We start from the raw sequence: 14631 nt of genomic DNA, 5'->3' as shown, positions 1-14631 counted from the left end.
GTTAACCGAATCACCCACACTGAGACTGCGCCATGACCCTTTACGTCAACCTCGCCGAACTACTCGGCACACGTATCGAACAGGGCTTTTATCGCCCAGGTGACCGGCTGCCGTCGGTGCGGGCGTTGAGTGTTGAACACGGCGTCAGCCTGAGCACGGTGCAGCAGGCGTATCGCGTGCTCGAAGACAGCGGCCTGGCGACCCCCAAACCCAAGTCGGGCTACTTCGTACCAGTGGGGCGCGAACTGCCGGAGCTTCCGGCCATAGGCCGCCCGGCGCAGCGGCCGGTGGATATTTCCCAGTGGGATCAGGTGCTGGAACTCATTCGCGCCGTCCCGCGCAAAGATGTCGTGCAACTGGGTCGCGGCATGCCGGACATCACTACGCCGACCATGAAACCGCTGCTGCGCAACCTGGCGCGAATCAGCCGGCGACAGGACATGCCCGGTCTGTACTACGACAACATCTACGGCACCCTCGAACTGCGCGAACAGATTGCCCGCCTGCTGCTCGATTCCGGCTGCCAGTTGAGCGCCAACGATCTGGTGATCACCACCGGTTGTCACGAAGCGCTGTCCACCAGCATCCGCTCCATCTGCGAGCCGGGCGATATTGTCGCCGTGGATTCGCCAAGCTTTCACGGCGCCATGCAAACCCTCAAGGGCCTGGGCATGAAAGCCCTGGAAATCCCCACCGACCCGCTCACCGGGATCAGTCTCGATGCCCTCGAACTGGCCTTGGAACAATGGCCGATCAAGGCCATACAGTTGACCCCCAACTGCAACAACCCGCTGGGCTACATCATGCCGGAGTCGCGTAAACGCGCGTTGTTGACACTCGCACAGCGTTTCGACGTGGCGATCATCGAGGATGATGTGTATGGCGAACTGGCCTACACCTACCCGCGCCCGCGCACGATCAAATCCTTCGACGAGGACGGCCGCGTCCTGCTGTGCAGTTCATTTTCCAAGACCCTGGCGCCGGGGCTGCGGATCGGTTGGGTGGCGCCGGGACGGTATCTGGAACGGGTGCTGCACATGAAATACATCAGCACCGGCTCTACGGCGCCGCAACCGCAGATCGCGATTGCCGAATTTCTCAAGGCCGGGCACTTCGAACCGCATTTGCGGCGGATGCGCACCCAATACCAACGCAATCGCGACGTGATGATCGATTGGGTCAGCCGCTATTTTCCGGCCGGTGCCCGAGCCAGTCGCCCCCAGGGCAGTTTCATGCTCTGGGTCGAGCTGCCCGAGGGCTTCGACACCCTGAAACTGAATCGTGCGTTGCACGACCAAGGCGTACAGATTGCCGTCGGCAGCATCTTTTCCGCCTCGGGCAAATACCGCAATTGCCTACGGATGAACTACGCCGCCAAGCCAACACCGCAAATTGAAGAAGCGGTGCGCAAGGTCGGCGCCGCAGCGATCAAACTGCTCGCGGAAACCGACTGCATCACCGACTGACCTTTCTCGGGAATCCAGCGTCCATATGCCGACACCTGCCGCCAATCGGAACGATCCCACGTGAGAGTCAGACAGCCCCTGCTCGCTCTTCTGTTACTCGCCTCGTTCCTCGGCGGCTGTGCGACGTTCAACGTTCCGCGCGAACCGAGCCAGGCGCTGCCCGCCAGTGACTCGGCGTTCGGTCGCTCGATTCAGGCTCAGGCTGCCCCCCACGAAGGGAAATCCGGCTTCCGCCTGCTCTCCGACAGCACCGAAGCTTTCACGGCCCGCGCAGAGCTGATCCGCAACGCCCAAAGCAGCCTGGATTTGCAGTACTACATCGTTCACGACGGCATCAGCACACGGATGCTGGTGGATGAACTGCTCAAGGCTGCTGATCGCGGTGTGCGCGTGCGCATTCTGCTCGACGACACCACCAGCGATGGCCTGGACCGGATCATCGCCACGCTGGCGGCACATCCGCAGATCCAGATCCGTGTGTTCAACCCATTGCACCTTGGCCGCAGTACCGGCGTGACACGAACGGCGGGACGGTTGCTCAACCTGTCGCAGCAACACCGGCGCATGCACAACAAGCTGTGGCTGGCCGACAACAGCATGGCCATCGTCGGTGGACGCAATCTGGGGGATGAGTACTTCGATGCCGAACCCAACCTGAACTTCACTGACATCGACATGCTCGGTGTCGGGCCGGTTGCCGAGCAGTTGGGGCACAGTTTCGACCAATACTGGAACAGTGCGCTGAGCAAGCCTATCGACCAGTTCCTCTCGAGCAAACCGACGGCCTGGGACCTGGAAAACACCCGGACCCGACTGGAAGAATCGCTTCAGGAAACGCGCAAACAGAATCACGCGCTCTATCAGCAGTTGATGACCTACACCACTCACCCGCGTCTGGCAATCTGGCGTCGGGAGTTGATCTGGGCCTGGAACCAGGCACTGTGGGACGCGCCGAGCAAGGTGCTGGCCGACGGCGAGCCCGACCCGCAGTTGCTGCTGACCACGCAGTTGGCGCCCGAGCTCAATGGCGTCAGCAAAGAGCTGATCATGGTTTCGGCCTACTTCGTACCCGGCCAGCCGGGGCTGGTTTACTTGACTGGCCGCGCCGATGCCGGAGTGTCGGTGAAGATGCTGACCAACTCACTGGAAGCCACTGACGTGCCGGCGGTGCATGGCGGTTACGCGCCGTATCGCAAGGCATTGCTGGAGCATGGCGTGCAGCTGTTCGAATTGCGTCGCCAGCCCGGCGAAGGCGGCGGTAGCGGCCCGCATGTCTTTTACAGCAAGTCTTACCGCGGCTCCGATTCCAGCCTGCACAGCAAGGCAATCATTTTCGACCAGCAGAAGTCTTTCATCGGCTCGTTCAATTTCGACCCGCGCTCAGTGCTGTGGAACACCGAAGTCGGGGTGCTGGTGGACAGCCCGGAACTCGCCGCGCGCGTGCGCGAACTGGCGTTTCAAGGCATGGCGCCGGCCCTGAGTTATCAGGCCAAGCTTGAGAATGGCCAGATTGTCTGGGTCACTGAAGATGACGGCAAATTGCACACCCTGACCAAGGAACCCGGGAGCTGGTGGCGGCGCTTCAATGCGTGGATGAGCACCGCCGTCGGCCTGGAACGGATGCTGTAGCTTGAATCTTTTGATCTATGCGGGTTGCACCGCACCAAACGCGCCTTGGCGCGACAGCAGAATCACCAACCCCAGCGCACCGGCCGCCATCAGCAGCGGCAACGCATGCCCGCTGATCCACTGACTGCCGGCACCGGCCGCCAGCGGTCCGACCAGGCAACCGATCCCCCACAGCTGCGCGATATGCGCATTGGCGCGCACCAGTGCATCGTCGCGATAGCGCTCGCCAATCAGGATCAGTGACAAGGTGAACAAGCCACCGGCACTGGCACCGAACAACACCCACAACGGCCAGATCAGCAACGTATCGATCAACAACGGGATGGCCAGGCTCGATATCAGCAGGACCACCGCACACCCGGTGAACAACGTACGTCGCGACAAGCGATCAGCCAGTGCGCCAATCGGCAATTGCAGCAAGGCATCACCCACCACCACCGTGCTGACCATCGCCAACGCAATGTCCGTCGTAAAGCCCTGACGCAGGCAATAAACCGGCAACAAAGTCAGGATCATCGCTTCGAACGCTGCGAACAGCGACACCGCCCAGGCAATCGCCGGCAGGCCACGGCAAAAACCCAGCAAGTCGCTGAAGGTCACGCTGCAGGCTTCACTGGTCGGTGCGCCGCTGCGACCCAGCAACAGGAATGGTGCAGCTATCAGCAAACCAACGCCGACCCAGAATCCGTAATCGTGTTCGGTGCCCACAACGCCAAGCAGCAACGGCCCAGCCAGCTGACTCAGCGCATAGCTGCTGCCATACAGCGCCACCAATCGCCCGCGCCATTGTTCGACCACCAGCTGGTTGATCCAGCTTTCGCCGAGAATGAAGACGAGGGTCAGGATCACCCCGATCATCAACCGCAGTACCAGCCAGATCGGATAACTGGGCAACAGCGCCAGCAAACCGATGGACAAAGCCCCGGCCCACAGGCACAAACGCATCAGATTGGCCGTGCCCAGACGCGCGGCCAGATGGCTGGAGATCTTTGCCCCCAGCAATACGCCAATGGCGGGCATCGCTGCCATCACGCCGATGGCGAACGAGCCATAACCCCAGCCTTCCAGGCGAAACGACACCAACGGCATGCTGACGCCCAGCGCCAGGCCGACACTCAAGACAGACGCCAACACGGCGAAATAAGTCGCCCAACGCATTTTCCACGCTCCTGTGGATATTTTTATGTACAACACAAAACACTGTGGGAGCGAGCTTGCTCGCGATGGCAGTTTCACATTCAACATTGACGTCGACTGTCAGACCGCTATCGCGAGCAAGCTCGCTCCCACAGGGGATCTTCGTTGTGCTTGGCCCCGGATATGACCGGGGCCGCTACAAATTTACAACTTGATCCAGGTCGCCTTCAGCTCGGTGTACTTGTCGAACGCATGCAGCGACTTGTCGCGACCGTTGCCGGACTGCTTGAAGCCACCGAACGGGGCCGTCATGTCGCCGCCGTCATACTGGTTGACCCACACGCTACCAGCGCGCAGTGCCTTGGCAGTCAGATGGGCCTTGGAAATGTCCTTGGTCCACACCGCTGCGGCCAAGCCGTAAGGGGTGTCGTTGGCAATCGCAATGGCTTCTTCGGCGGTATCGAAAGTGATCACCGACAGCACTGGGCCGAAGATTTCTTCCTGAGCGATTTTCATCGCGTTGCTGACGCCGTCGAAAATCGTCGGCTCAACGTAGGTGCCACCGGTTTCCTGAAGAATGCGCTTTCCGCCCGCCACCAGTTTGGCGCCGTCGGTGTGGCCGGATTCGATGTAGGACAGCACGGTGTTCATCTGCTGGGTATCCACCAGCGCGCCGACGTTGGTTGCCGGGTCCAGCGGGTTGCCCGGCTTCCAGGTTTTGAGGGCCTCGATCACCAACGGCAGGAATTTATCCTTGATCGAACGCTCCACCAGCAGGCGCGAGCCGGCGGTGCAGACTTCGCCCTGGTTGAAGGCGATGGCGCCGGCAGCCGATTCAGCGGCAGCTTGCAGGTCCGGCGCATCGGCGAACACGATGTTCGGGCTTTTGCCGCCGGCTTCGAGCCAGACGCGTTTCATGTTCGATTCGCCGGAGTAGATCAGCAATTGCTTGGCGATTTTGGTCGAACCGGTGAACACCAGGGTGTCCACATCATTGTGCAGGGCCAGGGCCTTGCCGACGGTGTGACCGTAACCTGGCAGGACGTTCAACACACCTTTCGGGATGCCGGCCTCAACGGCCAGCGCAGCGATGCGGATAGCGGTCAACGGGGATTTTTCGGATGGCTTGAGGATCACCGAGTTACCGGTGGACAGCGCCGGGCCGAGTTTCCAGCACGCCATCATCAACGGGAAGTTCCACGGCACGATCGCGCCGACTACGCCGACTGGTTCGCGGGTCACCAGACCCAGCTGGTCATGGGGAGTCGCGGCCACTTCGTCGTAGATCTTGTCGATGGCTTCACCGCTCCAGCTCAGGGCTTGCGCCGCGCCTGGAACGTCAATGTACAGGGAATCGCTGATCGGCTTGCCCATGTCCAGGGTTTCAAGCAGGGCCAGCTCTTCGGCGTGCTGTTTCAGCAGGCCGGCGAAACGGATCATGGTGGCTTTACGTTTGGTCGGCGCCAGGCGCGACCAGACGCCGGAATTGAAAGTGGCGCGGGCGTTTTCAACAGCGCGCTGGGCGTCGGCGGCGTCACAGCTGGCAATCTTGCCCAGCAGACGACCATCGACCGGGCTGATGCACTCGAAGGTCTCGGCGGAGACAGCATCGGTGTATTCGCCATTGATGTAGGCGCGGCCTTCGATCTTCAAATCGCGAGCCCGTTGTTCCCAATCGGCACGAGTCAGGGTGGTCATACGAGTGTCCTCCTCTTGTTGAATACGAGCGCCCCGCGGTCTTCGCGGGCGTCCTCAGGAATTCTGCCCGGCCAGCCTGCTTTTTCGGCCCAAGGCAACCGCCACCCTAAACCAGTGGCCGGGGTTGTTTCAATATATTTGACACAAGGTCGGAAAACGGCCTTGCGGTGTTCATTTTAATAAACATAGACTTTGGACTTTCCAACCACTCGCGCCGCAATCACGGGGGATTACAACAATGAGCATCCAGGACATCGTCGACTTCAGCCAGACCACTACCCAGCCCGATCGCTATCGGCCGGACCCGGCGAAAGTCCTCAAGGGCGACCCTGAACAAGCAGTGTACAACCACTACAACAGTCCTTGCGGCCAGATGAGCGCCGGTGTGTGGGAAGGCGAAGTCGGCCAGTGGCATGTGAACTACACCGAGCATGAATACTGCGAAATCGTTCAGGGCGTTTCAGTGCTGCGCGACAACGAAGGCAACGGCAAGACCCTGCGCGTGGGCGATCGCTTCGTGATCCCGGCCGGGTTCAGAGGCACCTGGGAGGTGCTGGAGCCGTGCCGCAAGATCTATGTGGTGCTTGAACAGAAACCCTGAAGATTTTTGCTGTCTGGGCCGCCCTCATCGCGAGCAAGCTCGCTCCCACAGGGGAGTTGTGTCGATCACAAAACCTGTGGGAGCGAGCTTGCTCCGGGCGGCGTTCCGACGATGGGGCCCTGAAGAGCAACACAAAACCACAGGCAACAAAAAAGGCCCGTATCTCGCGATACGGGCCTTTTTCGTAAGAGGGAAAAATCAATTACTTGATTTTGCCTTCTTTGTAGATCACGTGCTTGCGAACAACCGGATCAAATTTCTTGATCTCGATTTTGTCCGGAGTAGTGCGCTTGTTCTTGTCGGTAGTGTAGAAGTGACCAGTACCGGCGCTCGAAATCAAACGAATCAATTCACGCATGATTAGCTCCCTTAGATCTTGCCAGCTTTGCGGATTTCGGCCAGCACGACAGTGATGCCACGCTTGTCGATGATACGCATGCCTTTGGCAGATACGCGCAGACGCACGAAACGTTTCTCTTCTTCAACCCAGAAGCGGTGATGCTGCAGGTTCGGCAGGAAACGACGACGGGTTTTGTTGTTTGCGTGGGAAATGTTATTCCCAGTCACCGGACCCTTACCGGTAACTTGACATACTCTCGACATGCCTCAGCCCTCTAAAACCACATGCCCAACCCGGCATGGGTTGGCCGCTTAATCTCTCAGTCATTTGGCGCCAGGCGCCGCGTTTCTTTAGAGGTCTTACCGGCTACACCTACAGTGAAGGAACCGGGCCCCTAGAAAAGAGCGCTGCTTTATACCAGAAAGACTGGAGAGCAACAACATTCCGTGTGCGCGGACTTGATAAATTTCCCATTTTTCGGGCGCCGGGCGCCTTGGATAAAGGCTGTGGTCGATTAAGACCGCTCGTCGCAGAGAATCGGCCAACCGACCAATTCTGGGTTTTCCTCGGCCCGCATCACCGAAAACAAGCGCACATAGTCCCCCTAAAATGAAAAAGGGGATAGTCATTTGCAAAAGAGCCCACTAGGGTAAGCCTTTTCCAGACTGCACTTGCAGATGGGCCTTCGATCTGTAAAGGAATCCGACCATGCGCCTCGCTGCCCTACCGCTGTTGCTCGCCCCTCTTCTGCTGAGCCCATTGGCCCATGCCGCCGCTCTGAGCGTTTGCACTGAGGCAAGCCCGGAAGGCTTCGACGTGGTGCAATACAACTCGCTGACCACCACCAACGCCTCGGCCGACGTGCTGATGAACCGTCTGGTGGACTTCGATACCGCCAGCGGCAAAGTGGTCGCCAGCCTCGCCGACAGCTGGGAAGTCACGCCCGACGGCCTGACCTATGTCTTCAAATTGCACCCGCAGGTGAAATTCCACCGTACCGAGTACTTCAGCCCGTCGCGCGACATGACCGCCGAAGACGTGAAGTTCAGCTTCGACCGCATGCTCGACCCGGCAAACCCTTGGCACAAAATCGCCCAAAGCGGCTTCCCACACGCCCAGTCGATGCAACTGCCGGCGCTGATCAAGAAGATCGACGCGCTCGACCCGATGACCGTGCGCTTCACCCTCGACCACCCGGACTCGACCTTCCTCCCGACGCTGAGCATGGGCTTCGCCTCGATCTACTCCGCTGAATACGCCGACAAACTGCAGAAGGCCGGCACTCCGGAAAAGCTCAACAGCCAGCCAATCGGCAGCGGGCCGTTCATCTTCACGCGCTTCCAGAAAGACGCCTCGATTCGCTACAAGGCCAACGCTGATTACTTCCGCGGCAAGCCGTCGGTAGATCCGCTGATCTTCGCGATCACGCCGGACGCCAACGTGCGTTTGCAGAAATTGCGCCGCAACGAGTGCCAGATCGCCCTGTCGCCCAAGCCTCTGGACGTGCAGGCAGCGCTGAAAGAACCAACCCTGAAAGTGGAAAAGACTGACGCCTTCATGACCGCGTTCGTCGGCATCAACAGCCAGCATCCGCCGCTGGACAAGCCTGAAGTGCGCCAGGCGATCAACCTCGCGTTCGACAAGGCCAACTACGTCAAAGCCGTGTTCGAAGACACCGCCGAACCTGCCAACGGTCCATACCCGCCGAACACCTGGAGCTATGCCAAAGGCCTGCCGGGTTATCCGCATGACGTCGAAAAAGCCAAAGCACTCATGGCGAAGGCCGGGCTCAAGGACGGTTTCCAGACCACCATCTGGACCCGACCTTCCGGCAGTCTGCTCAACCCGAACCCGAGCCTCAGCGCTCAAATGCTGCAATCGGACCTCGCGGAAATCGGCATTCAGGCCGAGATTCGCGTGATCGAATGGGGCGAGCTGATTCGCCGCGCCAAGGCCGGTGAACACGACCTGTTGTTCATGGGCTGGGCCGGTGACAACGGAGACCCGGACAACTTCCTCACGCCGCAGTTTTCCTGCGCCGCGGTCAAGTCCGGCACTAACTTCGCCCGCTACTGCAACCAGGACCTGGACAAGCTGATCAGCGCCGGCAAGACCACCGGCGAGCAAGGTGTGCGTACCAAGCTCTACGAACAGGCTCAGGCGCAGATCCAGCAGCAGGCACTGTGGCTGCCGCTGGCCCACCCGACCGCCTTCGCGCTGACGCGCAAGGACGTCGAAGGTTACTCGGTCAGCCCGTTTGGTCGTCAGGATTACTCGAAGGTCAACCTCAAGTAGTCCGACCCGACACAAAACCTGTGGGAGCGAGCTTGCTCGCGATAGCGCCGTGTCAGTCACCCTATTCAGTGACTGAAGGGACGCTATCGCGAGCAAGCTCGCTCCCACAAGGGACTCAGTTAATTCCGGTACCCAGTCACATCCACCCGTACTCGGCCATGGACAGCGGATCGCCGTCACCGATGATGAAATGGTCGAGCACCCGCACATCGATCAGGTCCAGCGCCTCTTGCAGGCGCTTGGTCAGCACTCGGTCGGCTTGACTGGGATTGGTATTACCCGACGGATGGTTATGGCAGAGGATCAACGCTGCGGCGTTGTGGGCCAGCGCCCGTTTAACCACTTGTCTCGGATAGACACTAGTGCTGTCGATGGATCCGCGAAACAGCACTTCAAAAGTCAGCACTTGATGCCTGGAATCCAAAAACAGACAGCCGAACACCTCGTGAGGCTCGTGGCGCAGCATCGACTTCAGGTAATCACGAACCGCCTGCGGATTCTCCAATGCCGATTTTTGGCGCGCACGTTCGGCCAAATGCCGCCGGCTCATTTCCTGGACCGCTTGCAACTGAGCGAATTTCGCCGGCCCGAGCCCCAACTGCCTGCTGAATGCTGCTTGATCGGCCTCGAGCAGTGAGCGCAGGCTGCCAAACTGATTCAACAGGTGTCGCGCCAGATCTACCGCGCTTTTACCCGACACGCCCGTTCGTAAAAAAATCGCCAGCAGTTCGGCGTCTGAAAGGCTCCCCGAGCCCAACTCAAGCAACCTCTCCCGCGGCCGTTCCGCCGCTGGCCAATCGCGAATACTCATAGCACCTCCCTGCTCTGTGGGCGCCGCTGTTCCGTAGCGGTCGCTGTGATATCGTAGCCCATCTTTTTTGCGAGCGATTTCACTCCTGGGGAGGGGGTATCGCCACGCAGTCATCAACGAAATGAAAGGCAGACCTATGCAGCGGCTGTATCGGAAACGCATCGTTCTGGGCGTCGGCGGCGGTATTGCTGCCTACAAGAGCGCTGACCTGGTTCGCCGCCTGATCGACCAGGGCGCCGAAGTGCGCGTGGTCATGACCCGCGGCGGCAGCGAGTTCATCACACCGTTGACCATGCAGGCCTTGTCCGGGCATCCGGTCCACCTCGATCTGCTCGACCCGGAGGCCGAAGCTGCCATGGGCCACATCGAGCTGGCCAAATGGGCCGACCTGGTGCTGATCGCCCCCGCCACTGCGGACCTTATTGCCCGCCTGGCCCAAGGCATTGCCGACGACCTGCTGACCACGCTGGTGCTGGCCACCGACGCCGTGGTCGCCGTTGCCCCGGCGATGAACCAGGCCATGTGGCGCGACCCGGCCACCCAGGCCAACCTGCAAACCCTCGAAAGCCGCGGCCTGAAAACCTTCGGCCCGGCCTCCGGCAGCCAGGCCTGCGGCGATGTCGGCATGGGCCGCATGCTCGAAGCCACCGACCTCGCCCAGTGTGCGGCGGACTGCTTCCAGCGTCAGGCGCTGACCGGCAAACACGTGCTGATCACCGCCGGCCCGACCCAGGAAAACATCGACCCGGTGCGCTACATTACCAACCACAGCTCCGGAAAAATGGGCTTTGCCCTGGCCGAAGCCGCGGTAGAAGCCGGTGCCCGCGTGACGCTGATCACCGGTCCGGTGCACCTGCCAACGCCAGATCGCGTCACCCGCATCGACGTGGTCAGCGCCCGCGACATGCTCGCCGCCTGTGAAGCCGCGATCCCTTGCGATCTGTTCATCGCTTCTGCGGCAGTCGCGGACTACCGCCCGGAAGTCGTCGCCCCACAGAAACTCAAGAAAGACCCTACGAACGGCGACGGCTTGTTGCTACAGATGGTGCGTAACCCGGACATTCTGGCCACCATCGCCACCCGCCCTGACCGACCGTTCAGTGTCGGTTTCGCCGCTGAAACCGAACACCTGCTCGATTACGCTGCCCGCAAGTTGAAAGACAAGAACCTCGATTTGATCGTCGCCAACGACGTCGCCAACCCCAGCATTGGCTTCAACAGCGAAGAAAACGCCTGCAGCGTGATCGACCGCCAGCTACACGCCACACTTTTCGCCCAGACCAGCAAGAGCAAGATTGCCCGCCAGCTGATCACTTTTATCTCCGAACGTCTGAACCAGGTTTAATTTACATGCACGCTTTGCAAGCCAAGATCCTCGACCCTCGCATCGGTACCGACTTCCCGCTGCCGCAGTACGCCACGCCAGGCTCCGCCGGCCTCGACCTGCGCGCGATGCTGGAAAAAGACACCGTCATCAAGCCGGGCGAAACCCTGCTGATTCCTACCGGCCTGTCGGTGTACATCGGTGATCCAGGCCTGGCGGCGCTGATTCTGCCGCGCTCGGGCCTGGGTCATAAGCACGGCATCGTGCTGGGCAACCTGGTCGGCCTGATCGACTCCGATTATCAAGGCCCGCTGATGGTGTCGTGCTGGAACCGTGGCCAGACCGACTTCAACATGGTGGTGGGCGAGCGTTTGGCCCAGCTGGTTTTGGTGCCGGTCGTTCAAGCGCACTTCGAGATGGTCGAAGAGTTCGTTGAAACCGAACGCGGCGCCGGCGGTTTCGGGCATTCTGGTAGCCATTGATCCGCTGAAGCCCTCCCTGTAGGAGCTGCCGAAGGCTGCGATCTTTTGATTTTCGTTTTTAAGATCAAAAGATCGCAGCCTTCGGCAGCTCCTACAGGGAAAGCGGGAGCCAAGTGCGCTGGATGATGAAAATTGCACTAGCCTCATCTGGAAGGTTTACCGCCCAAAATCAAGGCATTGGCCAGCCAATCGCTCGCTAATGTTGGGGTCATGGCCTTTACACACCACGAACTCTCAGTGGAAAACGCCGTCATACCCTTCAGTTTGAGCCTGCCGACGAGTTCTTCGCAGCAGGTCCAACCACCCTTCGAGATGGAGCATTTCCAGTAATGAGCACCCCAGCCCAAGTCGCACCCAAGTTCCCCGACAGCATCTTCCGCGCCTACGATATTCGCGGCACCGTCCCGGAATTCTTGAACGCTGAAACCGCTTATTGGCTCGGTCGCGCCATCGGCTCCCAGAGCCTGGCCCAGGACGAACCGAACGTTTCCGTTGGCCGTGACGGTCGCCTCTCCGGCCCGGAATTGGTGGAGCAACTGATCAAAGGCCTCGCCGACAGCGGTTGCCACGTCAGCGACGTCGGCCTGGTGCCAACACCAGCGCTGTACTACGCCGCCAACGTGCTGGAAGGCAAATCCGGCGTCATGCTCACCGGCAGTCACAACCCGTCGAACTACAACGGCTTCAAGATCGTCATCGCTGGCGACACCTTGGCCAACGAACAGATCCAGGCCCTGCACGAACGCCTCAAGACCAACAACCTGAGCAGCGGCAAGGGCAGCGTCACCCAGGTCGAGATCCTCGACCGCTACAACACCGAAATCGTCCAGGACATCAAACTGGCTCGTCGCCTCAAAGTCGTGGTCGACTGCGGCAACGGCGCGGCCGGCGTGATCGCCCCGCAACTGATCGAAGCCCTGAACTGCGAAGTCATCCCGCTGTTCTGCGACGTCGACGGCAACTTCCCGAATCACCACCCGGACCCAGGCAAGCCTGAAAACCTCGTGGACCTGATCGCCAAGGTCAAGGAAACCAACGCTGACCTGGGCCTGGCTTTCGACGGCGACGGCGACCGCGTCGGCGTGGTGACCAACACCGGCAGCATCGTTTACCCCGACCGTCTGCTGATGCTATTCGCCCGCGACGTGCTGGCGCGCAATGCTGACGCGGAAATCATCTTCGACGTCAAATGCACCCGACGCCTGACGCCATTGATCAAGGAATACGGCGGTCGCCCGCTAATGTGGAAGACCGGTCACTCGTTGATCAAAAAGAAAATGAAACAAACCGGCGCCCTGCTGGCCGGCGAAATGAGCGGCCACATCTTCTTCAAGGAGCGCTGGTTCGGTTTCGACGACGGCATTTACAGCGCCGCTCGTCTGCTGGAGATCCTCAGCAAAGAAAAATCCACCGCGGAAGAGCTGTTTGCGACCTTCCCGAACGATATTTCTACGCCGGAAATCAATATCCATGTGACCGAAGAGAGCAAATTCAGCATCATTGATGCTCTGCACGACGCGAAGTGGGGCGAAGGCGCCGACCTGACCACCATTGACGGCGTGCGAGTCGACTACGCCAAAGGCTGGGGCCTGGTGCGCGCGTCCAACACCACACCGGTGCTGGTGCTGCGCTTCGAGGCCGATGACGAGGCGGAATTGCAGCGCATCAAGGACGTATTCAAAGTCCAGTTGAAGCGTGTTGCACCTGATCTCCAATTACCGTTTTGATCTTCTGAAGCACCCGGAGCCCTGAATGACCCTCGAACGCGAAGCCGCCGCCAACACCGCCAAGGTCCTGTCCGAAGCGCTGCCTTACATTCGCCGCTATGTCGGCAAGACGCTGGTGATCAAATACGGCGGCAACGCGATGGAAAGCGAGGAGCTGAAAACCGGCTTCGCCCGCGACATCGTGCTGATGAAAGCCGTCGGCATTAACCCGGTGGTGGTTCACGGCGGCGGCCCGCAAATCGGCGACCTGCTCAAGCGTCTGTCGATCGAGAGCCACTTCATCGATGGCATGCGCGTGACTGACGCGCAAACCATGGACGTGGTGGAAATGGTCCTCGGCGGCCAGGTGAACAAGGACATCGTCAACCTGATCAACCGTCATGGTGGCAGCGCCATCGGCCTGACCGGTAAAGATGCCGAGCTGATTCGTGCGAAGAAACTCACCGTCACTCGCCAGACGCCGGAGATGACTCAACCGGAAATCATCGACATCGGCCAGGTCGGTGAAGTGGTCGGCATCAACACCGACCTGCTGAACCTGCTGGTCAAAGGTGACTTCATCCCGGTGATCGCGCCAATCGGTGTCGGCGCCAACGGCGAGTCGTACAACATCAACGCCGACCTGGTGGCCGGTAAAGTCGCCGAAGCGCTGAAAGCTGAAAAGCTGATGTTGCTGACCAACATCGCCGGCCTGATGGACAAGTCGGGCACGGTCCTGACCGGCCTGACCACCCAACAGGTCGACGACTTGATCGCTGACGGCACCATCTACGGTGGCATGCTGCCAAAGATCCGTTGCGCGCTGGAAGCGGTGCAAGGCGGCGTGGGCAGCTCATTGATCATCGATGGCCGGGTGCCGAATGCGATTCTTCTGGAAATCTTCACCGACACCGGTGTGGGTACCTTGATCAGCAATCGCAAGCGTCACTGATTCAAGAACGTCAAAAGATCGCAGCCTTCAGCAGCACCTATGGATGTACGAATATTCCGTAGGAGCTGACGAAGTCTGCGATCTTTTTTATGTCTACCGGAAACGTCCGACCTGACTCAGCGAAACGTCCGACATCCCGCCAGCATTAATCCGCATAGGATCTTCCCTGTATCCACAGGAGAGCTACCCC

The 14631-nt window shown here is 60.0% G+C and carries 12 protein-coding genes and 1 pseudogene; 8 read left to right on the top strand and 5 right to left on the bottom strand.

What is annotated here, in order from left to right; all coding sequences use genetic code 11:
* The first annotated feature begins 32 nt into the window (after positions 1 to 32).
* The gene (locus WLY71_RS04105) at positions 33 to 1466 is read left to right on the top strand and encodes an aminotransferase-like domain-containing protein (protein ID WP_347802604.1); all 1434 of its coding nucleotides are present in this window, start codon (positions 33 to 35) and stop codon (positions 1464 to 1466) included.
* A 60-nt stretch (positions 1467 to 1526) separates the two neighbouring features.
* On the top strand, positions 1527 to 3095 hold the full coding sequence (locus WLY71_RS04100; protein WP_347802603.1) for a phospholipase D family protein: 1569 nt from the start codon (positions 1527 to 1529) through the stop codon (positions 3093 to 3095).
* 15 nt (positions 3096 to 3110) lie between these two features.
* On the opposite strand, the gene WLY71_RS04095 is transcribed toward WLY71_RS04100, so the two are convergent.
* The gene (locus WLY71_RS04095; protein ID WP_347802602.1) at positions 3111 to 4253 is read right to left on the bottom strand and encodes an MFS transporter; all 1143 of its coding nucleotides are present in this window, start codon (positions 4251 to 4253) and stop codon (positions 3111 to 3113) included.
* Positions 4254 to 4436: 183 nt separating this feature from the next.
* Positions 4437 to 5930, bottom strand: coding sequence for an aldehyde dehydrogenase (locus WLY71_RS04090; protein WP_008150178.1), 1494 nt, complete (start codon positions 5928 to 5930; stop codon positions 4437 to 4439).
* A gap of 238 nt (positions 5931 to 6168) precedes the next feature.
* Between WLY71_RS04090 and WLY71_RS04085 the strand changes: the two genes are divergently transcribed.
* The gene (locus tag WLY71_RS04085; RefSeq protein ID WP_347802601.1) at positions 6169 to 6531 is read left to right on the top strand and encodes a cupin domain-containing protein; all 363 of its coding nucleotides are present in this window, start codon (positions 6169 to 6171) and stop codon (positions 6529 to 6531) included.
* Between the two features lie 202 nt (positions 6532 to 6733).
* On the opposite strand, the gene rpmG is transcribed toward WLY71_RS04085, so the two are convergent.
* Together rpmG and rpmB are read right to left on the bottom strand one after the other, a co-directional pair.
* The gene (gene rpmG / locus WLY71_RS04080) at positions 6734 to 6889 is read right to left on the bottom strand and encodes a 50S ribosomal protein L33 (RefSeq protein ID WP_007894709.1); all 156 of its coding nucleotides are present in this window, start codon (positions 6887 to 6889) and stop codon (positions 6734 to 6736) included.
* Positions 6890 to 6900: 11 nt separating this feature from the next.
* Positions 6901 to 7134, bottom strand: coding sequence for a 50S ribosomal protein L28 (rpmB, locus tag WLY71_RS04075; RefSeq protein ID WP_007894701.1), 234 nt, complete (start codon positions 7132 to 7134; stop codon positions 6901 to 6903).
* A gap of 445 nt (positions 7135 to 7579) precedes the next feature.
* On the opposite strand from rpmB, the gene WLY71_RS04070 reads away from it, so the two are divergent.
* The gene (locus WLY71_RS04070; protein WP_347802600.1) at positions 7580 to 9166 is read left to right on the top strand and encodes an ABC transporter substrate-binding protein; all 1587 of its coding nucleotides are present in this window, start codon (positions 7580 to 7582) and stop codon (positions 9164 to 9166) included.
* Between the two features lie 136 nt (positions 9167 to 9302).
* Here WLY71_RS04070 and radC read toward each other — a convergent pair whose 3' ends face one another.
* Complete coding sequence (gene radC, locus WLY71_RS04065) at positions 9303 to 9977, bottom strand: RadC family protein (protein ID WP_347802599.1); 675 nt, start codon at positions 9975 to 9977, stop codon at positions 9303 to 9305.
* A 136-nt stretch (positions 9978 to 10113) separates the two neighbouring features.
* On the opposite strand from radC, the gene coaBC reads away from it, so the two are divergent.
* The 4 genes and pseudogenes from coaBC to argB all read left to right on the top strand — a co-directional run bounded on the left by coaBC (position 10114) and on the right by argB (position 14441).
* Positions 10114 to 11322 (top strand): bifunctional phosphopantothenoylcysteine decarboxylase/phosphopantothenate--cysteine ligase CoaBC, encoded by a 1209-nt coding sequence (coaBC, locus tag WLY71_RS04060; RefSeq protein ID WP_347802613.1) that lies wholly within the window; start codon positions 10114 to 10116, stop codon positions 11320 to 11322.
* Between the two features lie 5 nt (positions 11323 to 11327).
* A complete protein-coding gene (gene dut / locus WLY71_RS04055) occupies positions 11328 to 11783 on the top strand; it encodes a dUTP diphosphatase (RefSeq protein ID WP_134420907.1) in 456 nt (151 codons plus the stop codon).
* Positions 11784 to 12106: 323 nt separating this feature from the next.
* A pseudogene (locus WLY71_RS04050) lies at positions 12107 to 13510 on the top strand (phosphomannomutase/phosphoglucomutase); the annotation flags it as partial.
* Positions 13511 to 13535: 25 nt separating this feature from the next.
* Entirely contained in the window at positions 13536 to 14441 is a 906-nt protein-coding gene (argB, locus tag WLY71_RS04045) for an acetylglutamate kinase (protein WP_008007602.1), read from the top strand.
* The last annotated feature ends 190 nt before the right edge of the window (positions 14442 to 14631 follow it).

It is taken from the genome of Pseudomonas rossensis (assembly GCF_039888995.1).
Lineage (GTDB): Bacteria > Pseudomonadota > Gammaproteobacteria > Pseudomonadales > Pseudomonadaceae > Aquipseudomonas > Aquipseudomonas rossensis.
The sequence above is the reverse complement of the archived record's forward strand: the minus strand, read 5'-3'. Positions and strand labels throughout refer to the sequence as shown.